General features: G+C 47.4%; 19 protein-coding genes and 1 pseudogene. 7 read left to right on the top strand and 13 right to left on the bottom strand.

The genetic code is table 11. The features are described 5' to 3' along the window. Positions 1-33: 33 nt before the first annotated feature. From KSZ58_RS09000 to KSZ58_RS08985, 4 genes are all read right to left on the bottom strand, one after another. On the bottom strand, positions 34-219 hold the full coding sequence (locus KSZ58_RS09000) for a hypothetical protein (protein ID WP_021683581.1): 186 nt from the start codon (positions 217-219) through the stop codon (positions 34-36). Positions 220-234: 15 nt separating this feature from the next. Continuing rightward, a complete protein-coding gene (locus KSZ58_RS08995) occupies positions 235-1524 on the bottom strand; it encodes a plasmid recombination protein (RefSeq protein WP_021683580.1) in 1290 nt (429 codons plus the stop codon). A 377-nt stretch (positions 1525-1901) separates the two neighbouring features. Then, positions 1902-3293 (bottom strand): phage/plasmid primase, P4 family, encoded by a 1392-nt coding sequence (locus tag KSZ58_RS08990; protein WP_118622915.1) that lies wholly within the window; start codon positions 3291-3293, stop codon positions 1902-1904. Next, a complete protein-coding gene (locus KSZ58_RS08985; protein WP_055269999.1) occupies positions 3268-3888 on the bottom strand; it encodes a CHC2 zinc finger domain-containing protein in 621 nt (206 codons plus the stop codon). Before KSZ58_RS08985 ends, KSZ58_RS08990 begins: the two co-directional genes overlap by 26 nt. A gap of 222 nt (positions 3889-4110) precedes the next feature. Here KSZ58_RS08985 and KSZ58_RS08980 point away from each other — a divergent pair, with 222 nt between their 5' ends. The 7 genes from KSZ58_RS08980 (at position 4111) to KSZ58_RS08950 (ending at position 12134) form a co-directional block, all read left to right on the top strand. After that, positions 4111-5238, top strand: coding sequence for a DUF6076 domain-containing protein (locus KSZ58_RS08980; protein WP_040648331.1), 1128 nt, complete (start codon positions 4111-4113; stop codon positions 5236-5238). Beyond that, complete coding sequence (locus KSZ58_RS08975; RefSeq protein WP_021683574.1) at positions 5231-5863, top strand: hypothetical protein; 633 nt, start codon at positions 5231-5233, stop codon at positions 5861-5863. The genes KSZ58_RS08980 and KSZ58_RS08975 overlap by 8 nt, the downstream gene beginning before the upstream one ends. Before the next feature lie 44 nt (positions 5864-5907). Next, positions 5908-7080 carry a hypothetical protein gene (locus tag KSZ58_RS08970; RefSeq protein WP_021683573.1) on the top strand — a complete coding sequence of 391 codons (1173 nt, stop codon included), beginning with the start codon at positions 5908-5910 and terminating at the stop codon, positions 7078-7080. 16 nt (positions 7081-7096) lie between these two features. Next, complete coding sequence (locus tag KSZ58_RS08965) at positions 7097-7774, top strand: response regulator transcription factor (protein WP_217752682.1); 678 nt, start codon at positions 7097-7099, stop codon at positions 7772-7774. Then, entirely contained in the window at positions 7767-8666 is a 900-nt protein-coding gene (locus tag KSZ58_RS08960; RefSeq protein WP_217752676.1) for a sensor histidine kinase KdpD, read from the top strand. Before KSZ58_RS08965 ends, KSZ58_RS08960 begins: the two co-directional genes overlap by 8 nt. Before the next feature lie 135 nt (positions 8667-8801). Next, entirely contained in the window at positions 8802-9473 is a 672-nt protein-coding gene (locus KSZ58_RS08955) for an ABC transporter ATP-binding protein (RefSeq protein WP_006858253.1), read from the top strand. A 15-nt stretch (positions 9474-9488) separates the two neighbouring features. Then, positions 9489-12134 carry an ABC transporter permease gene (locus tag KSZ58_RS08950; RefSeq protein WP_217752674.1) on the top strand — a complete coding sequence of 882 codons (2646 nt, stop codon included), beginning with the start codon at positions 9489-9491 and terminating at the stop codon, positions 12132-12134. 51 nt (positions 12135-12185) lie between these two features. Here the strand turns inward: KSZ58_RS08950 and KSZ58_RS08945 are convergent, their stop codons facing one another. From KSZ58_RS08945 to KSZ58_RS08905, 9 genes and pseudogenes are all read right to left on the bottom strand, one after another. Then, a complete protein-coding gene (locus KSZ58_RS08945; protein WP_217752672.1) occupies positions 12186-12431 on the bottom strand; it encodes a DUF6061 family protein in 246 nt (81 codons plus the stop codon). A 309-nt stretch (positions 12432-12740) separates the two neighbouring features. Then, positions 12741-14045, bottom strand: a pseudogene (rlmD, locus tag KSZ58_RS08940) (23S rRNA (uracil(1939)-C(5))-methyltransferase RlmD); the annotation flags it as partial. Between the two features lie 21 nt (positions 14046-14066). Continuing rightward, the gene (locus tag KSZ58_RS08935) at positions 14067-14885 is read right to left on the bottom strand and encodes a YihY/virulence factor BrkB family protein (RefSeq protein ID WP_217752668.1); all 819 of its coding nucleotides are present in this window, start codon (positions 14883-14885) and stop codon (positions 14067-14069) included. 53 nt (positions 14886-14938) lie between these two features. Then, positions 14939-15424: a DUF4358 domain-containing protein gene (locus KSZ58_RS08930; RefSeq protein ID WP_065530862.1), complete on the bottom strand. Its 486-nt coding sequence runs from the start codon at positions 15422-15424 to the stop codon at positions 14939-14941. A gap of 214 nt (positions 15425-15638) precedes the next feature. Beyond that, the gene (locus KSZ58_RS08925) at positions 15639-16028 is read right to left on the bottom strand and encodes an inorganic diphosphatase (protein ID WP_002608173.1); all 390 of its coding nucleotides are present in this window, start codon (positions 16026-16028) and stop codon (positions 15639-15641) included. A 14-nt stretch (positions 16029-16042) separates the two neighbouring features. Then, entirely contained in the window at positions 16043-17068 is a 1026-nt protein-coding gene (locus tag KSZ58_RS08920; RefSeq protein ID WP_217752666.1) for an alpha-hydroxy-acid oxidizing protein, read from the bottom strand. 330 nt (positions 17069-17398) lie between these two features. Further along, positions 17399-17836, bottom strand: a complete 438-nt coding sequence (locus KSZ58_RS08915) for a bacteriocin (protein WP_008819230.1) — start codon at positions 17834-17836, stop codon at positions 17399-17401. Between the two features lie 223 nt (positions 17837-18059). Next, positions 18060-20639, bottom strand: coding sequence for a heavy metal translocating P-type ATPase (locus KSZ58_RS08910; RefSeq protein WP_009269549.1), 2580 nt, complete (start codon positions 20637-20639; stop codon positions 18060-18062). Between the two features lie 81 nt (positions 20640-20720). Next, complete coding sequence (locus tag KSZ58_RS08905) at positions 20721-21347, bottom strand: class I SAM-dependent methyltransferase (RefSeq protein ID WP_009587990.1); 627 nt, start codon at positions 21345-21347, stop codon at positions 20721-20723. Positions 21348-21370 lie beyond the last annotated feature (23 nt).

Genomic DNA, 21370 nt, shown 5'->3' with positions numbered 1-21370 from the left:
CATAGCGAATACGCAACGTGTAAATTGCAAATTTTATGCAGCCTTATCCGTCAGAAGCTGCGCTTGATTACTTTCCTCGGAATGCTCCACTCCCTGCGGTGCGTCCTGTTCCAATTTATCCAAAACCTGATGTCCATATTTCTGGAGCATCTGGCTCATAACATCCACACAGCGGTCAAATGCCGCATTATATTTCGCTTCCTCATAATATTTCTTCAATAGGCGATTCCTCCATCAAAGTTCCATATCCTGTCCACGCTTCCGGGCAGGGTGTTCGTGTTCCTGTGTTTGCTTTCCTCTGATGAGGATAGAATTGATAAAAGCCCGAACCTTTTCGGATGCGATTTCCAGTGCATCCAGAAAGGGTTGGGCTTTCTGTTTGAGTTCCATATATTTTTCGTTTACCGCTTCATACCGCTGCTTCCAGATGGAAACCGTCTTTTCTGCGGAAGCCAGTTTTTCTTTCAGACGCTTGTTGTCAGCATTGGCGATAATGCCATTGACCGCATAGCGTTTGAGTGTGTCGCATTCATCCGGTGTCAGCGTGATATTGTTTCCGAATGTGGCTTTTTTGCCCATTACTTCAATGTCCTGCACTGTCAGCGCAATGGTCTTTGCCGCCTTGGTTTCCTTTTGCAAAGATTCCAGTTTCTTTTTCTGTTTTGCTGTGGCAGCTTTGGCATCCTCCAAATTCTGTTCTGCCTGTGCCACCTGCCCGGTCACAGCTTCCAGCCGCTGCTGTTCTGCCTGCACCTTGAACTGGGTCACAGTCAGATGTTCCTCGGTGCTTCCACGTTCTCCACGCTCCACATCGGTATAACCGGCGTTTCGCATGAAATTGAAAAAGTCATCCTGCAACACACTGTAGGATGACTTCAAAATCTTTTTCCCTTTTGCGTTGAGCATGGGATTTCCGTCCTCGCCAAGCACCGGCTTGGACTCCCATTTCTTACTGCGGCTGACCTGTGTGATGACCTCCTTAACGGTTCCCCGGAGGGCTTCATCCTTGCATCGCTTCGACCAAAGGATCTGCTTTTCCACCACCGGGATATAAACCACATGAAGGTGGTAGTGGTACACATCTTCGCCCAAAGCTTCGGACATTGCTCGGTTGCGCTCATCGGCGTGCATCACAGCGGAGAGGATATACTGCTCACCACCTACGATCTCCGCAGCAGCTTTGTAGGCATCGGCATAAAACTGTTTCGCAAATTCATAGCCGCCATGATTGTAGAAATAAGCGGAATTCACATCAAATACCAACTCACCGTATTTGACGGCATCCGGTTTCAGACCTCTGGTGGAGATCACGCCGTCTTGTTCCATCTGCTCAAACATTTTTACATAATCGTCCGTGGGTGCTTTGAAATGGACGTTCAGAGAAGTGCGTTCCGGCACGATGTCCTGATTGCTGTAGCTGTCCTTTTCACGCTCATTGTGTTCCTGTACCTTCGCCACATCAGCCGGTGTTTCCAAGTCCTGATTTCTGGCTACGGTACGGTCTATTCCATCATTTCTTGCCATTGGATTTTTCCTTTCTTTGAGATTTGCAACAGCGGAAGGCTGGAGAACGGCACTTTTTCAAAGTGTAATAACCCACTATGACACTTTCATCCATACTGGCTGCAAAGTGCCGTGGGCTCTCCGAGGGCTCTCCCGAGGGGGAATGCGGTCACTGCGGTGACCTCTGCTGACCAAGGCGAAAATGTCTGCGCCTTTTCCCATGGTCAGCCCGTCTGCATGAAGCTGTTCTGTGTCAACTTCCTCTTGCAGCCGGTGTCCACAGACACTTTTTCAAAAGCCTGTGGACATAGAAACAGCCCGAACGAGAGGATGTGTGCTGTTTCTATAACAAGCGTTTCACGCTCTTTTGCTGCGTACATACGTACCAGCAATGGGATTTACTCGACCTGCCGCCATTCCTCCGGAATGTCCTCCGGTACGTACGTACACGGCGAATCTCCGTAAAACCCATTTATATGAGGTCGTGCAATGGCTTCCACTCCCATGAATCCCCAAACCCGCCGTCCAGCAGAGTTGGTGATGTTGTTGCAATGCTCCAGATTGAATTTTCTGGCATTGGCAATCATGGCGTCGCTGAAGCTGCGGGCTTTCAGCGGTGCAAGGGAGTTTTCCTCGCACCACATCCGGTAGATTTCATAGAAATCCTTGGAGCTGATGGACGCATCCGCTTTGCACCGGATATATCCCTCTGATTCCATGAAATCAAAGATATTGTTGTTGTCACGCTTGACCGCTTCCCGATTTTCACGGATGCGGTCACTCTCCGTAAACTTAAAGTTGTTGGCAACAAGCCGCTGCAAGCCTTCAAATGCCCACAGGAAGATACCCTCGGCTTCAGCTTTCATCTTCTCTGCAAGATCAGGATCGTCAGCTCTGTCCACCTGCTTTTCCTTGGTGGTCAGCACAAGCTGTCTGCGATAAAATCCGTCGCTGCGGTCATACAAGGCTTGCAGATCACCGTTGCTGAATGCCAGCAATCGGGCGAACATCCAGCCCTGATAACTCTGCTTGCCTTTACGTTCCAAATCCATCTTGCCTTGTGCTGTCACGATGGATTTTACATAGTTGGTCTGGCGCAGAGCTTCCATCCGCATATCATCATCCACGCACAGGAGAATGTGTTCCAAATCGGCACGGGCGAAGCGGTTTTCAGAAATCTTGCCGATGCTGCCGTCTTTCATATTCGTGCCGAAGATGGTAGACAGTACCGCACCGATTTGAGATTTACCCTCGCCGCCGTTGCCTTTAATCACCATCATGCGCTGCCCCTTGTTGGAGGGAATCAGGCAATAGCCGATAAACTCCTGCAAAGTTGGAATGTCCTCGGCGTAAAGCAACCCATCCAGAAAGTTCAGCCAGATCACCGGCGCAGTAGCATCGGGATTGTAAGCAACCGGCAAACGGCTCCGCACGATAGCCGGTCTGCCCTCGGTAAATGTGCCGTTCAATAGCAGCGTACCGTTGGACAAATGAATCCGATCCTGCTCCGGTGGAAAGTCCGGCACTTGCGCTTCCAGTTTCAGCACTTCCAGAATGTTGGTGATCTTCCGGGGGATATTGTTTACGGCACAGAATTTCAGCTTGTCGTAAATCTCCCCACGCAGAGGAAGATCGTCCGTCACTCGACCATCGGGCGTGAAAAAAGCTCCGTTTGCGAAGATGATCCTGCGCTCTTGCAGAAATTCTTCACAAAACAGAGCTTCGTTGATGTTCTGCCCGTCAAACCACATGGGCAAGTTCATATCAGGCGTTTTCCGGTTCTTCGCCATGGTGCGCCACCTCCTTTTTCTTTTGTGCGGTATACTCTTGCAGAAAAGCAATTTTGCCGTCCTGCATCAGCTTGTCCACCAATGCCACCCGTTCTTCCAGATCACCCACCGTCAGCACATCTGCCATATATTCGATATGGCAGTGCATCTGGCAGGCTTCCACAAAACGGTCATCCAGAGCATCTTCCGGTGTCTTGGGAGCATAGCGCACTTTCCAATCTTCCAACAGATGCAAATAATCCGTCAGCACCCGGAAGCACAGCATTTCATCCTCCCGGAACTGACGGATATAGGGACGCTTCGGCTTGACCATAGCTGCGGCAGTGGGCGGTTTCGGGTCAAGCCCGAAGTCCAAAGCCAGCTTTTGCGCTGCTTCATAACTGCTCAGATTGAACAGCCTTGCCACAAGGTCGATCACATCCCCTTTGGCTCCGCAGCCGAAGCAGAAAAAATAGTCCTCATTCAGCTTCAAGCTCGGATGCCTGTCGTTGTGGAACGGGCAGCAAGCCATGCCGTTGTGGCTCACTTTCAGCCCGTAGTGTTCGGCGGCTTGCTTGACGCTGATTGCCGCCTTGATGGTTTCATAGATTGTCATAGAAAACCCTCCGTTCATAATATTCTGGAAAGCACGAAGCACCCGCCGTGATTGGCAGGTGCTTCGCTCCTTCTATTATGGTTATGACGGATTTTTCAAAAAACAGGCTAATGACAGGACAATCCTGTTTCAAAAAACAGGACAACTTATCTGAGGACGTAGATTTCTTCACATTTACATGATATAATTAGAAAAATGAAAAAACAGGACAGGAGGGCAAGCATGAATCAAGAATTGATGACATTGGATTTCTGGCAGGATACGGTCATATATGAGAGCAAAACATTTCCTGTCGGTACGCTTGCCTGTGATGCACTGAATGTTCCTGTGAATACCATTGCAAAAATAAACGAGCAATGCGAGAAAATCAATCTGCTGCTTGGAATATTAAACGCCGGACAGGATGCTTCTGCACTCTGTCCTATTGCAAAGGAAGCTGCTCTGACGATGCTCGATATTCTCAGTCAAACACCGCCGTTCTCCTATATGAATATCTCAAAGCACAGAGAACGGATTGAAAAAGTCTTTACTGTGGACAATGCGCTGAAATATGTGGAGTTTGCCATAAAAGCCGCAACCAATTCTTTGCAATTTGAAGAAATCCAGAACTTTACCGATGCGATGATGCTCCAACGCTATACCGCAGTTTTCGGGCATCTGGCATACTCCCTTGGGGAATACCAAACGGCCATGCTTGATTTTGCAGAAAAAACAGACGGCAACGAAGCAGACCGCACCGCAGAGGGTTTTGCAAAAATGTTCGGCAGCTATTTCCCGCCGGAGTTTTCCATCACGGAAGGCAATGCCTGGATGTCTACCCTGAACAATTCCGTTCAGTATGTATCCGTCATCCGTCCCGGCGAAAAAGTTGCGAAGCTGGTCAAGCGGATGCACTATGTATCCTTTGTAGGGATGTTCCGGTCTGATCTCTTTGAGGGCCTGTGTGTTGGTCATGCACCAAAGAAATGCAAAATCTGCGGCAAGTGGTTTCTGACCACCAACGCACGGCACACCAAATACTGTGGCGGCTATGCACCGGGGGACAAGCTGCACCGCACCTGTCGGCAGATCGGCAACCTGAAAGGCAGAGAACAACGGGAGCTTGCGGACGATCATCCGGTGAAACAGATTTATGAGAAACGACTGAACACCATAAACCGCTATGTGAAGCGTGGTACTCTGGACGCTGATCTTGCAGAGGTTATGAAAAAGCTGGCAAAAGATAAGATGCTCCGGGCATTGAGCAATGTAGCCTATGCCAAGGGAGCTTATGAAAAAGAAATGGACCAGGCGGCTTTGAAAAAGGAAGCAAGTGCAAAAATATACAAAGAAAGGGACAAACATGAATAGAAAAGAACTTAGTCAGAATCATTGGAAATACTACTTAATGCTCGAAAAGCGTTTTGTTGAATCAATAGAGTTTGTAGAACTACATGAGGACAATTTTGATGCATTTTCTAACGGATATGCCCTCTTAATTCAAGCCATAGGGGCAGAGTTGGATACTGTATTCAAAGAGTTTTGCGGTTTCAATACAACGGATCGAAAAACGGTTGCAGACTATGCACAGTATATTTTGACCAACACACCGGATATAAAAAATCAAAAAATCAGTGTACAGGAATACGATATCGAAATACAACCGTTTATGAATTGGGATATTACCCAGCCCGCACAGTCGTTGCAATGGTGGGGAGCATTTACAGATGTCAAGCACAACCGCTATGAGCAGTTGAAGCAAGCAAAGCAGGAGAATGTACTAAATATCTTGGGAGCTTTGTATTTGATAGAAATGTTGTACTTGAAGAAAATCACTGATGGGACAGACGAATTTGATGTGTTTGATGAATCTTCCAACTTGTTTAGTTTGAAAAACTGGACTTCTAAGGCTGTGCCGCTGAGCCAAGCTTTTGCCGTGCTAAGTGATATGATGGACGACGAAAATAATACTACTAACAAAAAGTTCGATGCATAATTACTGTCGATATTGATAGAGAAAGAACCGAAAGGAGGTGCGCTATGCTGAGTGATTTTTCATGGGACATGACCGGATACATACCAAAACACGCTGTCAATCCGCACGGTGACGGCATCATTCCTTATGCGGCAGAGCGCATCTTCCAACTGGAACCGGAGCCTCCAGCGGTGGGCAATCTGAACGAATATATCCTGTCTGCCTTGCAGGAAAAGAATTTGATATATTTCTCATTCTTCCTACACCACTACGAGCCGCAGCTTAACAAGCGCATCAAAGACTTTCTCGGTGTGGATGGCGGCGATCTGTATGACACAGACCGATTTATAGATATAAAGCTCTCCTGCCGGGAGCAAATGCTCCAAAAGCTGATGGACTATGACCTTGCCAAGGGTGCAGAGTATGCTACATACATTTTCCCGTTCATCCGGGATGCTATGCTCCGTTTTCGCATGGGCGAAGAAAAATGGTCGGTGTCCTCTCTGACCAATTACAAAATGGTGCGGTCAATGGCTTGGCTGTACCACAATACCAAGGATGCGGTCAACGAATTTTCCAAGAAATACAACTGCGATCTTGCCCTTGCGGAAGAATATCTGAAAGTTGTCCGTGGAATCCGCAATCAGCAGCCATTCTATGTGACAGACGAGAACGGCGAGGAAACAGGCGAGGATGTAGCCCTTGACGATAGCTGGAACTATACCGATATCCTCTGGAACGGCATACAGGCAGAAAAGGTGCAGCGGGCATTTGAGAAACTGAATTACCGGGAACAGACCTTGCTTGAAAAACGGTTAGCAATTTGCATGACCTGTGGGCGTGTCAGCTCATGGAAAGACCGCCCCACCTTTGAAGAACTGGCGGTTATGTTTGAGGGCAGTACAGCCAGCGGTGCAGAACGAGCCTACCGAAAAGCAGTGGACAAGTTGACGGAATTGTTGGTTGCCGAGGGCGCAATCCATGCAGTCCGGCTAAAACAGAAATCCAAGATCAAGCGAAAAAAGAAAATCGCCGCCGCAATCTACGAATATCAGGCAGACTGCGACGGCGAATGGGGCGAAATATCATTAGATTTTGAGAACGGCAAGGCAGAGGTCATTTTGCTTGCCGATTGGGATACAGTGAAAACAAACAAATTTGCAAGCAGAGCAATCGCCTATCTTCTGAACTGTGAGAGCGAAAAATTGCCCAAGGAAATAATGGTGGCCTTTGAATAACGAGGGAGTGAGATATATGGAGCAATTACTGATTGTTGAAGATGATATCGGTTTGAATCAAGGCTTATGCAAAGCGCTGAAAGCAGATGCTCGGCAGATCATTTCCTGCCAAGACCTAAAAACGGCGAATGAACAGCTGCTTTGCGGGAGTGTATCCCTGATCCTGCTGGATATCAATCTGCCGGATGGAAGTGGGCTTGAGCTGCTCCGGGAGGTCAAGGAAAACACACCCTATATTCCTGTTATTCTGCTGACTGCCAACGACACCGATCTGGACATCGTAGACGGACTGGAGAGAGGCGCTGATGATTATATTACCAAGCCCTTTTCTCTTTCGGTTTTGCGGGCAAGGGTGAATACCCAACTGCGAAAGCAAGCGTCAAACCATAAAAACGCGCCGTTCCATATGGATCTATTTCACTTTGACTTTGAGGCTATGACCTTTTATGTGGGAGATTCAAAAGTGGAATTGAGCAAAACAGAGCAAAAATTACTGCGTCTGCTTGTTGAAAATCGTGGTCGCACCATGACCCGTGGAGACCTTGTCGACCGGATCTGGACAGATGGCGCAGAATATGTGGATGAAAATGCTTTGTCTGTTACGATCAAGCGACTGAGGGATAAGCTTGGCGCACAGAAATATATTAAAACCGTCTATGGAATCGGTTATAGCTGGGTGACAAAAGATGAATAAAACCGGCATTGTGATCATACTGCTGTGTTTTCTGGCGGCGGCAGCTGTTGTGTTATGGGAGCGGAGAAAGACCAGAAAAACGATGGAAGAAATCGAAAGAATGCTGGACGCTGCCATGACCGGCTCCTTTTCTGAAACCAATTTTGATGAAAGCCGGCTGTCTGCTTTGGAAACAAAGTTTGCACACTATCTTTCCGCAGCAGAAGCATCTTCTCGAAATGTAGCGCAGGAAAAAGACAAAATCAAAACCTTGATTGCGGACATCTCCCACCAGACAAAAACGCCGATTGCAAACCTGCTGTTATACAGCGAGCTTCTGATGGAGGGAACTCTGCCTGCATCGGCGAAGGCAAATGTGGAGGCGCTGTACAAACAATCGGAAAAGCTGCGATTTCTGATCGATTCTCTCGTAAAGCTTTCCAGACTGGAAAACGGGATCATTTCACTCTCCCCTCAGCAAGCAGCGCTGCAGCCGCTGCTTGAAAGCGTAGTAGAACAATATGCCGCCAAGGCTTCTGAAAAAGGATTGTCTTTGCAAATGCAGGATACAGATGCTTTTGCTGTATTCGACTTCAAATGGACAGCGGAAGCGCTGGCTAATATCGTAGACAACGCCATCAAATATACAGAGCATGGCACCATCCGGATTTCTGCCGTAAGTTACGAAATGTTTGCAAGGATCGATATATCGGATACCGGTTCAGGCATCCCGGAAACTGAGCAAGCGAAGATATTTGCTCGCTTTTACCGCTCAAATAGTGTGCAGAAACAAGAAGGGGTCGGCATCGGCTTATACCTTGCCCGACAGATCATATCCGGCGAGGGCGGTTATATCAAGGTTGCTTCCGTTCCGGGAAAAGGAAGTACGTTTTCCATATTTCTGCCGAAATAACAACAATTCTATCAAAACTGTTAGATTTCATTTTCCGCCGGAAAGAATGTGGAAAGATTCCTATGCGATAATCTGTATGTATCAAAGGATCATTTCCTTTCATACATACAGATTTTTTCATGGAGGTACTCATTTATGGAAGTTTTACAGGCAAAAAACCTGAAAAAGATTTATGGCTCCGGCAATAACGCAGTTCATGCGTTGGATGGAGTTGATTTAAGTGTAAAGAAGGGCGAATTTGTTGCAATTGTCGGCACATCCGGCTCCGGCAAATCCACGCTGCTGCACATGCTGGGCGGGCTGGATCGCCCTACAAGCGGCACGGTCATGGTGGACGGACAGGATATTTTCTCCCTGAAGGAGGAAGCGCTGACCATCTTCCGCCGCAGGAAAATCGGCTTTGTGTTCCAAGCATATAATCTTGTTCCGGTGCTGAATGTGTATGAAAATATTGTTCTACCCATTGAGCTGGACGGTGGCAAGGTCAATAAGGATTTCGTACAGCAGATTGTACAGACACTTGGGCTGGATGATCGTCTGGATGCGCTGCCCAATCAGCTCTCAGGCGGTCAACAGCAGCGGGTAGCCATTGCCCGTGCGCTGGCGGCAGCACCCGCTATCATTCTGGCAGATGAACCCACCGGCAATCTGGATTCCAAAACCAGCCAGGATGTATTGAGCCTTTTGAAAGTCACCAGTCAAAAGTTCGCCCAGACAATCGTAATGATCACTCACAACGAAGAAATTGCGCAGATGGCAGACCGCATTATCCGTATCGAAGATGGTCGGATCGTCTCCCAGAACTAACGGGAGGTGGCTACGATGAATGTCAAAAATCGAAAATGTATTCGAAAACTCAGCTTAAAATCTCTTTATGCGAACCGTCGCCGCAATCTGATCGCTATTTTTGCCATTGCGCTGACAACGCTGCTATTTACGTCCATGTTCACCATCGTCTTGTCGTTGAACGCCAGCTATGAAACCTACCAGTTTCGGCAGGTAGGCGGCTATGCACACGGCACCTTTAAGGATGTTTCCCCCGAGCAGGCGGAACGCATCGCTGCCCACCCAAAGGTGAAGGCTACGGGGGCACGGAAGGTAATCGGTATCACTGCGGAGGGGGTCTTTGCCAAAATACCGGCAGAGATCAGCTACATGGATGCCAACTGCACCAAATGGAGCTATGCCACCCCTACTACCGGACGGATGCCCGAAAGCGGCAAAGAGGTGACCATGGATACGGCAGCGTTGCAGCTGCTTGGCGTGACGCCGGAACTGGGCGCAGAGGTCACGGTTTCCTATTCCATCACGGACAAGGATCAAACCGCCTTTACTGTAACAGATACCTTTACGCTGGTGGGCTATTGGGACTATGATGAACTAATGCCTGTTCATTACATCAACATCAGCCGTGATTACGCAGATGACATCGAAGCGCAGGCAGTGAAAACAGGTTTACAGCCTTTCCGCACAGATTTGAATGTCATGCTGGCCTCCGGCACAAACATTCGAGGGCAGATGGAGCAGGTGGATACCGATCTTGGTTACACATGGGACAGCTTTACCGATCCCAACAGCGTCCGGATCGGCGTCAACTGGGGATATACCTCATCCCAGCTGGAGTCGAAGCTTGATCCGGAACTTGTGATCGCCATAGCAGCTTTTTTGCTGCTGGTGATTTTCACGGGGTATCTTATCATCTATAACATTTTTCAGATCTCTGTTGCAGGGGATATCCGGTTTTACGGACTTCTGAAAACCATTGGCACAACGCCCCGGCAGCTCAAACGCATCATTCGCCAGCAGGCACTTCTGCTTTGTCTGATCGGCATTCCGGCGGGGCTGCTGCTGGGCTACGGCATCGGCGCTGTTTTGGTGCCTGTTGTCTTGCACTCCATCCAGTTGGATACAGGCATCACCACCATCAGCACTTCGCCTGTGATCTTCCTTGGGTCCATGCTGTTTGCCTTGTTGACGGTGCTTTTGTCCTGTTCCAAGCCCGGAAAAATGGCAGCCAAGGTCTCTCCGGTGGAGGCTACCAAATATACGGATGTGATGCAGACCAAGAAAAAACGGCGCAGCATCCGGGGAGCGAAGCTCCATCAGATGGCCTTTGCCAATCTGGGACGAAACAAGAAAAAGACGGTGCTGGTGGTGGTGTCTCTGGCACTGTCGGTGACACTGTTCAATGCGCTGTGTGCCTTTGTGGGCGGCTTCAGCATGGAGAAGTATGTATCCTCCATGACCTGCGCCGATTTTATCGTCAGCACGCCCGACTATTTCCGTTACAACCCGGCAGATGAATTCATCACGCCGGAACAAATCGAAGAGATCGCAGCAAACACAAAGGCCAGTCTTTCCGGCACGGGATATGCTGTGCGAAAACCCGCCTACCTGTGGATGACGGAGAATGCTCTGCGGCAGGACTATGCAAAGTACGAAAGCGCCGAGCAGTTGGACAGCCATATGAGCCGTCTGGAGCACCGGGGCAATATGGTGATGGGAGATACCAGAATCGAGGCTCTGGATAACAGTCTGTTTGACAAGCTGCAAGTGTTCGACGGAGATATTTCTCCCATGTTGGAGCCGGACAATAACGCCATTGCCATTGCGGTTTCCTTAGATGACTACGGTAATCTGCGCAATCTTGAATACTACCCCAAGGTGGGGGACACGATCACCGCTACCTATGCGGATGATGTGAAATATATCGACAGCCGCACCGGAGAACTCTGCACCGAAGATACACCGGAGGAGTACCTTCAGGAAAAACTGTATGGAGCCAGAGATGTAGAGTACACGGTCTGCGCCTTGGTAGAACTTCCGAATTCCATGAGTTATCGTTATAGTGGTTTTGGATATGACGTAGTTTTGTCTGTGGACACCGCACAGAGGGACAGCGGTGGTGCAGCCATTCCGATGCTCTACCTGTTCGACACAGCGGACGAAGTTGACGAGGCCGAAGCAGAGCAATATCTATCGAAGCTCACTGCCGGTGAGTTTTCGCCCTTGATGTATGAAAGCAAGGCCACGGCTCGCTCTGAATTTGCTCAGTTCCGGCAGATGTTCCTTCTGATCGGTGGTATCCTCTGTGCTATCATTGGGCTGGTGGGACTCTTAAATTTCTTCAACGCCATGATGACCGGTATTCTTTCCCGCCGCCGTGAATTTGCTGTGCTTCAGGCTGTAGGAATGACGAACCGGCAGCTCAAAACCATGCTGATCTACGAGGGGTTGTTTTACGCAATGTCCTCCGTATCGGCGGCCTTTATTCTGTCGCTGGCGGTGGGACCTCTTGCAGGAAAAATGCTGGGCAGTATGTTCTGGTTCTTTGAGTATCGATTCACCATTCTGCCTGTCCTGCTGACAATTCCGGTATTTCTTCTGCTGGGGTGGCTGATTCCTTGCATGATGTATGACAACGCAGCGAAATGCAGTGTTGTAGAGCAATTAAGGGATGCTCAATAACTGTTAAGCAAAAAACGGCCCTCTGCCAAGGAAAAGGCAGAGGGCTGAGTTTTAATCTAAGGGTTTACATTCAGTTACAGTTTTTAGATAAATTTCGGGATCACCGTTCAAGATCAAGTCTGCATATCCAACCGGATCATTGTAGATCAGATAATCCAGTTCTGACCGCTGATACATATTGTCGGCAACCTCGTTTTCCACCGCAAACGTATCAATGGCAATCTTGCTGCCATCAAAAAATTTCAATTCCACACAAGCGGTATCCATGTTAAACTCACAAGAAATCAATCTATCCATAAGAAACCTCCATTTTGCAGGATGTTAGATCATCCCAAAATATTTGAATGCTTCTCGGATCGCTTTCTCTTTTTCCGGTGGGCACTGTGGCTGTCTGGAATCCTCGGACTTCGGCAAATTGTAATTCTTGCCAACTTCAATCCCACATTTCCTCTTAATCTGTGAGATATAAAGATTGGATACCTTTAACCCGCTATGCTCCAGCACATAGTCTTTGATCTGGGTGTAGGTTGCCCCATCCTGAAATTCGGACATATCCATATCTTCCAAAGAGAACTCAACCCGAATCTTTTTCGAGTCGACCTCACCCTTGGAAAGCAAGACAACCGTCTCAACGTGTGGAGTATGAGGAAAGATATCAATTGGCTGAATCCTGTCTACATTATAACGTGAGCACAGCACAGCCAGATTCTTTCCAAGCGTTGCCGGATTACAGGAAACATAAATGATATTTTTTATTTTACTTCGCAGAATGCATTCCAGCATGGCGTCATCCAGACCGCTTCTTGGCGGATCCACAACCAGTACATCAATACTGCGTTTCTTTGACAGATAGGTCAGCTTGTTTGCCGCATCGTCACACAGAAAGGAAACATGCTCGCAGCCATTCAGCGCTGCATTTTGATTGGCATTCACGACCGCATCCTTTATGCTTTCGATTCCGATGATTTCCTTTGCCTTATCCTTCAGATATAAGGAAATTGCACCGATACCACTGTAGGCCTCCACGATCAGCTCATTGTTCTCCTTCACCATGGATGCAATCGTCCGATACAGCTGCACTGCCTGTTTGCTGTTCAGCTGAAAGAATGACCGCGGTGAAATTCGAAGCTTTAAGCCGTCCAGCTCCATCGCAAGACTGGTTTCACCTGCCAGATGCATCATTTTATTACCGAACACCTCCGGTGTCTTTTTAATTGTATGTATACTCTGCCACAGACTCGTAAGCCCCTTTATCCGCATCAGATCAGAAATCAGGCGTTCATCAAGCTCTTCATTGCCCGTAACAATTGTACACTGGTAGCGATTGTCAAAGCCGCGAACCACCAGATTGCGGATACCTTTTTTATCATGCGGATTATAGGACACACAGTCGTGTGTATTCAACACATGCATGATATCCATACGGACCCGTTCCAGACCGTCCTCATGTATCCAGCATTTTTTTACATCGATAAAATAATTGGAATTCGGCATAAACAAGCCGCTGACCAGACGTCCTTCCTCCATGGCACAGGGCAGCTTAAATTGATTCCGGTAACCGAATACATCCTCACTCGCCTTTACACGGGCAACCTTTCTAGGATCGATTTGCGCATATTTTATCAGAGACTGCTTCAACAGATCCTGCTTGTATTCCAGCTGTGCCGGATAACGGGCAATCATCAGTGGACAGGCACCGCAGGTATTCTGAATAAAACATTTCGGACGGATGCGGTTCTTACTGCTCTTAACCACCCGCAGCAGCTCCGCTGTCGCATAGCGCTTCTGTTTATCCACAATGCGGATTTCCACTTCCTCACCGATCAGTGCCTGCGGTACAAATACCGGCATGCGGTCGATATACCCGATTCCTTCCCCGTTGATCCCTGTTTTCTTTATAGTTACTTTCATATAATTCTTCCTCTTCCTTCTTTAAAAACGGCTGCGTATTCTCTTCGTCAGCTCACTGCACAGAATAAAAAACTTCTCATTTTTTAACGGCAGTGCTTCCTCTCTGCCATAATCCTCCTCACAAATCAGATTCAGACAAAATCCCAGATAAATGATGCAGGATATCAGATAGATGGCCAGCAGCAGGGTGACCAGAGATGCAAGAGGGCCGTAAACATCCTTATAGGATGTAAAATGACTGACAATTGTTACAAATAAGGCAGCCAGCCCCAGGATGCAGATGGTTGAAAACATCGCTCCGATGACACCGAATGACCAGTTCCGCTTCCGAAAGCTCAATGCCCGATACATCATGGTGAACAACAGCAGCATGATAACTGCGGACACAATCGGCAGAAACTCATTCAGCCTTGTTGCTATGAATATGGATAAGACCAGCAACAGAACAAGGGACACAAACAGCACCACGGACTTAATGCGAATCGACCACTTGGGAACCTCTACACTCTCATGGGAGGCACTGATCAGCAGAAAGGAGAAAATGCTCCTGCTTGCCAGATAAAAGGACACGCACATTGTCACAATAAAGGAGGTGATGTTGTAATTCTGATTTGCGAAGAACTGAAATACCTGATCCAGTCCGTCCATACTCATATCCGGCATAAAGCTGATCAGAAACTTCATAATGATATCCATCGGCAGATATGCAAAGCGAAACAGCATCGCAATCAGCAGCAGACTGGGGGCAAGTGCCAGCAGCAGAGAAAAAGAAAGGGAGTATTTAAAGAGACTTCCTTCAAACGATGTAAATTCCCGATACAGATCCATGATCCACTTCATACCTTCACCTGCCTTGCTTCATTAACTGCTCTACTATACCATAAATGCATGCGTTATGCATCCATCTTCTGCATATAGTTTACCACCTTTTCACTGTCTGAACCAAGAACAAAGTAATAATACTGACCGATTCTGCCTTCTTTTGCCTGATACAGCAGGTCTGCCGCCTCCGGAACATAAGCGCCCCACTGCTTTTTCAATGTTTCCTTGCGGCTTTTGATCGCCTTCTTCACATCCCCCTCATGTTCCTTCTTCACCTGAAACAATGCAATTTCCCCAAGCTGTGCCTGCACAGCAGCGGTTTTCACCATACAGCTTTCTATTTTCGTCATATCCAGCTGATAGAGTGCTTCCACCTCCCGCTCACTCAGCGCAGTGTCCTTTAACAATGGAATTGAAAAGGCTCCGTCCGCAATCTGTTCGTTGATATCCGCAAATACGATGGAAAGATTTTTATCCCCCTGTGCAAAGGTACCCGTATTCTTTTGGCACCCGCTCATCAGGCATAGCAGCAATCCTATAATCAATAGTTTTTTCATGCAAAAGACCTCCTTTTCTACTGTATGGAAAAAAAGAAGGATTCATGCATGGTAAGAATCAAAAAAACAACAGCTCCTGCATTAAATACCGGGAAACGGCAGGAAGCTCTTTCCACATACAGGGGATAGCACCTTCCCGTTCTACATATGCCTTGTATCACGAAACAGCTTTGTTTCTGTCCATAAATATGAAAAAAAGCTGAATTACTTCAGCCTAATCGTTCTGAGCCCATTCCGGAACTTCATTTCCGCGACGAATCAATACAGCCTTCTGAAATTCTGTCTGATTCAGAAATTCCAGAATATCATTTTCGTCTTCCTCCGTACAGCCAACCAGCAGCTTGACCTCGCAGTCTTTTTTCAATATATCTGCGCTGATTACAACGGATTGTACAAGATTGCTTTTCTCACTGCCTCTGAACACATCAATCGGTGCCTGATCAGAGCCTGTGGTATCATTCAGATACCCGTAATCCACCGGATATACCAGGTTGCTGTATTTGTAATGACAGGTATTTCTAGGCCTGTCGATTACGAGCTTGCTTGATAAAAACAAAGTATCCAGCTTCTGCCAGAAAAATGCATTGTTCTCAAAAGAATTCATAATGATCTCCTCCTTTAGAATGTTACGCTGACGCAATCTCTGGTTATATCCTGAATCGTCTTACAACCAGCCATTGCCATCGCTTCTTTTAACTCCAGTCTGATTTTTTCCAAATAGGTCACAAGGCCGTCGCTGCCATCTCCAATAACCGCCTGGGATACCGGTCGGCCGATCAATACGCCGTCAGCTCCCAGTGCAAGTGCTTTGAAAACGTCATTTCCTGTACGGAACGCGCCGTCCACAAATACCTTCATACGTCCGTCTACCACCTTTACGATGTCCTCCAGCACTTCGATACCGGACAGACAGTCATCCAGAACACGGCCGCCATGGTTGCTTACAATAATACCGGATGCTCCTGCCTCCAGTGCCTTGCGGGCTCCCTTCACGCTGAGTATCCCCTTCAGAATAAAAGGAACATCTCCACAGATTCGCGTAATTTCCTTTAGCTCCTCAACATTTTTAAATCCGACTGGTGTAATGCTTGTTCTCAGATTTGTCAGACCGCTGGCATCAATATCACTGGCAATTGCCAGCGCATGTCCTTCTTTCGCCAGTTCGATCCGCCAAGCCATATGTTCCCTGCTCCACGGCTTAATCGTCGGCACACCGAAGCCTTCATGCTGTGCGACCACAGACATCGGACCTTTGAACATTTCATCATGCATACCGTCTCCGGTTAATGCCAGCGTACCCGCACGGCGGCAGCCATCCACCAGCGCTCTGGTATAGCTCATATCATCCAGCTCTGCACCATAATTCTGCAGGATACCGCTGATTGGTGCCGCATACACCGGAAATGATACCTTATGGCCAAAAAATTCGGAAGTCGTATCGATTTCCGTATTGTCACTGATTGTATCCATGGTAATGAATACCTTTTTCAGCATTTCAGCATTTCTTACAAATGCACTCCCGCTGCCCTTTCCTCCGGGACCGGGTGTTTCGCCTCGACATGCCAATCCATTGCATACCGGACAGCATCTGCATTTTGCGCACAGAGTTTTTGCGTTTGCATAAACCTCCTGCCACGTTTTCATATCAACACATCACTTTCTTCAACTTCCATGAAAAGCTTTCTTACTCACTTTACTATTATAGCGGTTATGAAAAAAATTATCAATCCTTTTAAAAGATTTTCATAAGTTTTTTCATTTTATGTCATTCTCCTGTCATAAAATCTGTGCAGGACACATAACATAAGAGAATACCCCCTGTCTGATTCCTACCTGAAAATAGGCAAAGTCGTAATGACCGAGACAAAAAAGAATCAACCTCATTGTTTTTAAGCGATGAAATTGATTCCCTTCTGTCCCAGGATGCAACGATATTCTAAAGCATGAAATAAACGTTTTTCCATCCTTCTGTTTCTATTTCAGATTCTCGATATTATGCTTCTTTACCCATTCCCAGAACTCCAGCGGATTTTCTTCATCAAAGCCGGTGATGTCATCCTTGACCACCCCATCCTTAATATAATAAACATGCGGTGTTGTCCCGGGCTTTTCCAGTCTGGTTTTCAACAGGTCATTATCCGCGTACAGATTCTCGGTCGTGGAATCATCCATTTTTACATTATAGATGGTCGTCGGATGATCCTCGATCGTATCGTCAAGCATCTTGTGTATCAGCTGGCAATAATAGCATTTATCTCTTGTAATCATAAGCAGAAACGTTTCTTTTTTATCCATTTTGGAAAACGCATCCTCGATTCCAATCTGTTGCACCTTCCCCTTTTCCTGCACCTTATTACTGCAGCCGGTAAGCAGAAGCATACAACAGAAAACAGACAGTATAAATTTTTTCATGATATCACCTCATCCTTTCGGAATATTCCCTATTATACCCATTTCCCTTACATTATTCAACAGCAATCAGACACATTGAAACGCTGAGTCTTCCTCTTTCACTGTCATATGTATGGATAATCGCTTTCCTTCCTATCAGAAAAAAGCAGCTGTGAAACAAAGCAAAAGAAAAGAGGCTTCTGTTTCCAAAAGCTTCTCTTTCTATGCAATACAAACAGTTAGACTACCGTATCTTTAAAGCGCGCATGGAATTCAGAATGGCGATCAGTGTCACACCGACATCCGCAAACACGCCCATCCACATATTTGCCATGCCAAAGGCTGTTAAGATCAGGATTACAACCTTGATTCCCAGAGAGAATACAATGTTCTGCCATAAAATCTGCATGGTTTTTCCTGCGATGCGGATTGCAGTGCTCAATGCAGAAGGATCATCCTTCATCAAGACGACATCCGCCGCTTCAATTGCGGCATCACTTCCAATGCCTCCCATCGCAACACCGATATCAGCTCTTGCAAGTACCGGCGCATCGTTGATGCCATCGCCGACAAAGGCCAGCTTGCCATGCTCACTCTCCTGCTGCAGCAGTTCTTCGACCTTTTCCACCTTATCCGCAGGAAGCAGCTGCATGTGAACCTCATCCAATCCAAGAACGGACGCAACATGCTCTCCCACCTTATAGCGGTCACCGCTCAGCATAACACATTTCTTAACACCGCTGCTTTTCAAAGAAGCAATGGCTTCCTTACTAGTTTCCTTGATTTCATCATCAATAACAATATAGCCCTCATATGTGCCGTCAACGGCGATATGCACGATTGTTCCCAATGCATCATGTTCTTCATAGGTGATACCATTTGCCTGCATCAGCTTGTAATTTCCCACCAGCAGCTCATGCTGATCCAGCTGTACATGAATCCCGTTTCCGGCAACCTCTTCATACCGGCTCAGTCTTTCCGCATCGATCGTCTTTGCATATGCCTTGCGAATGGAAAGTGCAATCGGGTGAGTGGAATAATTTTCCGCATAGGCTGCCATTTCCAGCAGTTCATCCTCACTGCGCTGTATGGCATGTATCTGTGTCACTGTAAATACGCCCTTTGTCAGAGTACCGGTTTTATCAAACACAACCGTATCGATATCCTTCAATGCCTCCAGATAATTGCCGCCCTTAATCAGTATACCGGATTTGCTTGCTGCTCCAATCCCGGCAAACATGCCCAGAGGAACACTGATAACCAGTGCACACGGACAGGACACAACAAGGAAGGTCAGTGCCCGATACAGCCAGTCAGTGAAGACGGCATCCGGTATAAACAGCATCGGCAGCACAACCAGTGCGATTGCCAGAAAGACAACCGTTGGCGTATACACCTTTGCAAAGCGTGTGATGAATTTTTCCATCGGTGCTTTTTTACTGCTCGCATTCTCCACCAGCTCCAGAATACGCGATACGGTAGATTCCCCATACGCCTTGCTGACCTCCACCTTCAGCACACCGCTTAGATTGACGACGCCTGCAAGTACCTCATCCTGCACACCGACATCTCTTGGAAGGGATTCTCCTGTCAGAGCCGAGGTATCAAGAGAGCTCGTTCCTTCAACGATCACACCATCCAGCGGTACCCGCTCACCCGGCTTGATCACAATCAGATCATGAAGGCCAACCGCCTCCGGTGAAACTCTGACCTCTTTTCCATCCTTCCACAGATTGGCATAGTCTGCACGGATATTCATCAGGGAGGAAATCGATTTTCTGGAACGATTCACTGCATAGGACTGAAACATCTCCCCGATTTCGTAAAAAATCATAACAGCAACTGCTTCCTCATAGGAGCCGATAGCCAGTGCTCCGATCGTCGCAACACTCATCAGGAAGTTTTCATCAAAAACCTCCCCCTTCAGTATATTGCGCAGTGCAATATAGACCACCTTACCTCCTGCCATCACATAGGCAGCCAGAAACAGCCAGACAGACCAGGACTGTGCTTCCAATACAACAGCTGCCGCAAACAGCAGAATTCCCAGATACAGCCGTGCGTTTTCCTGAAAGGAAAACATTCGGGAAGGCTTTTCCTCTTCTGTAGATTTCTCCCGCTCAACAGTCACACCGTCCTCCAGGGTAGGTATAACCGCCATAATCGCTTTGATGGTGTCCTCGCTGCGGCTTGCATCCTGCAGCTCAACAAACAGAACTCCCTGTGAAAAGTTCATACTGGCATCCTTTATATTGTCCATCTTGCGGACATATGCTTCGATTTTATTTGCACAGTTTGCACAATCGAGATTTTTCACATACAGCTTGAGTGCTCCCTGAATTTCACGATCCTCATGTGCTTCATGAGCATGGTCATGCCCGCAGCCACAGCCTTCATGATGATGGTGTCCGTCGTTTTCATGTGCATGCGACCCATTGCAGGCATCGTGGTGATCATGTCCATCCGTGTGTGCACAGGCACAATCTGCATGGTCGTGATGATGCGCTTTTTTGCAGCCGCAGTCTTCCTGTGCAGAATAGTGTTCCTCTGCCTTGGAATGTCCAGCTTTCCCGCTTGCCCCCTGCTTTCCGGCAGAAGCTGCCTTTTTATCATCCTTACGCCGCAGGATTACATCCGGTTCAATCGCCTGCACCGTTTCTTCGAGCACAGCTTCAATCCCCTCATGCTCCATATCTACAAACATCCTTTTACTAACAAAATCCACCGAGCATTCCTTCACACCCTTGATTTTTCCTACATGCCTTTCAATCTTCATTGCACAGTTGGCGCAATCAAGCTCATCCAGTATATATATGCGTTCCATATGCTGCCTCCTTACCTTATAATTACTTGTGTTATTGCCTCTTCTGTATAAAATTGTACAAAAGCTTTATGTTCTACGTTCCTAAACATTTCCGCGTTTTGCACGAATACAATAGGATTTTTCCTTTTTCACTTCATGAACCTCAATAGACGTATATCCGTTATGCTTCAGTGCCGCTTTCACATCCTTTGGATCGTATAGCTGAAAGCCGTATTCACGTAAGGGAAGACGTGACATAAAACGCTTATCATAGAAGGCCAAAAGCAGCGTACCCTGCGGCTTGAGTATACGTGCTATCTCACACAGCCCCTTGTCCAGTGATTCCCAGAAATAAATCGTGTTAATGCTGTATACCGTATCCATACAGGCATCTGCAAATGGCAAGGATTCTGCACTGCCCATAGCAAGCTTCAGATATCCCTGCTGCAGGCTTGGCAGCAGCTTCCATTCCACCGCAGTCATACAGCTTTCACTGATTTCCGTCCCATAAACACTGCAGCAGCCCTTTTTCAACACTCGCTTCAGCATGTTCCCGTTTCCAAAGCCGATATCCAGAATACGTCCCTGCAGCGGCAGCTCCTTTAAGACCCGGTGATACTGTGCGCGATTCATAATATTCATTACTCGCGTTGCACAGCGTCCGCCAAAGCCGGTTGGCCTGCGAAACTGCGACACTATCCTGCAAGGATACAGAATTCCAGAGGTCATAGGCTGTGCCTTCCTGAAGCAAA

Source organism: Erysipelatoclostridium sp. DFI.2.3 (assembly GCF_019132535.1).
GTDB classification, from domain to species: domain Bacteria; phylum Bacillota_I; class Bacilli_A; order Erysipelotrichales; family Erysipelotrichaceae; genus Clostridium_AQ; species Clostridium_AQ innocuum.
Note: the sequence above shows the minus strand (reverse complement) of the source record. Positions and strands in the feature narration are given on the sequence as shown.

Bases quoted from the DNA above. Each gene is read 5' to 3' on its own strand.
- KSZ58_RS08970 (WP_021683573.1), top strand. From the start codon at position 5,908: ATGCTGAGTGATTTTTCATGGGACATGACCGGATACATACCAAAACAC.
- KSZ58_RS08975 (WP_021683574.1), top strand. From the start codon at position 5,231: ATGAATAGAAAAGAACTTAGTCAGAATCATTGGAAATACTACTTAATG.
- KSZ58_RS08985 (WP_055269999.1), bottom strand. From the start codon at position 3,888: ATGACAATCTATGAAACCATCAAGGCGGCAATCAGCGTCAAGCAAGCC.
- KSZ58_RS08910 (WP_009269549.1), bottom strand. From the start codon at position 20,639: ATGGAACGCATATATATACTGGATGAGCTTGATTGCGCCAACTGTGCA.
- KSZ58_RS08950 (WP_217752674.1), top strand. From the start codon at position 9,489: ATGAATGTCAAAAATCGAAAATGTATTCGAAAACTCAGCTTAAAATCT.
- KSZ58_RS08930 (WP_065530862.1), bottom strand. From the start codon at position 15,424: ATGAAAAAACTATTGATTATAGGATTGCTGCTATGCCTGATGAGCGGG.
- KSZ58_RS08920 (WP_217752666.1), bottom strand. From the start codon at position 17,068: ATGAAAACGTGGCAGGAGGTTTATGCAAACGCAAAAACTCTGTGCGCA.
- KSZ58_RS08960 (WP_217752676.1), top strand. From the start codon at position 7,767: ATGAATAAAACCGGCATTGTGATCATACTGCTGTGTTTTCTGGCGGCG.
- KSZ58_RS08925 (WP_002608173.1), bottom strand. From the start codon at position 16,028: ATGAATTCTTTTGAGAACAATGCATTTTTCTGGCAGAAGCTGGATACT.
- KSZ58_RS08905 (WP_009587990.1), bottom strand. From the start codon at position 21,347: ATGACCTCTGGAATTCTGTATCCTTGCAGGATAGTGTCGCAGTTTCGC.
- KSZ58_RS08915 (WP_008819230.1), bottom strand. From the start codon at position 17,836: ATGAAAAAATTTATACTGTCTGTTTTCTGTTGTATGCTTCTGCTTACC.
- KSZ58_RS08945 (WP_217752672.1), bottom strand. From the start codon at position 12,431: ATGGATAGATTGATTTCTTGTGAGTTTAACATGGATACCGCTTGTGTG.
- KSZ58_RS08995 (WP_021683580.1), bottom strand. From the start codon at position 1,524: ATGGCAAGAAATGATGGAATAGACCGTACCGTAGCCAGAAATCAGGAC.
- KSZ58_RS08955 (WP_006858253.1), top strand. From the start codon at position 8,802: ATGGAAGTTTTACAGGCAAAAAACCTGAAAAAGATTTATGGCTCCGGC.
- KSZ58_RS08965 (WP_217752682.1), top strand. From the start codon at position 7,097: ATGGAGCAATTACTGATTGTTGAAGATGATATCGGTTTGAATCAAGGC.
- KSZ58_RS08990 (WP_118622915.1), bottom strand. From the start codon at position 3,293: ATGGCGAAGAACCGGAAAACGCCTGATATGAACTTGCCCATGTGGTTT.
- KSZ58_RS08980 (WP_040648331.1), top strand. From the start codon at position 4,111: ATGAATCAAGAATTGATGACATTGGATTTCTGGCAGGATACGGTCATA.
- KSZ58_RS08935 (WP_217752668.1), bottom strand. From the start codon at position 14,885: ATGAAGTGGATCATGGATCTGTATCGGGAATTTACATCGTTTGAAGGA.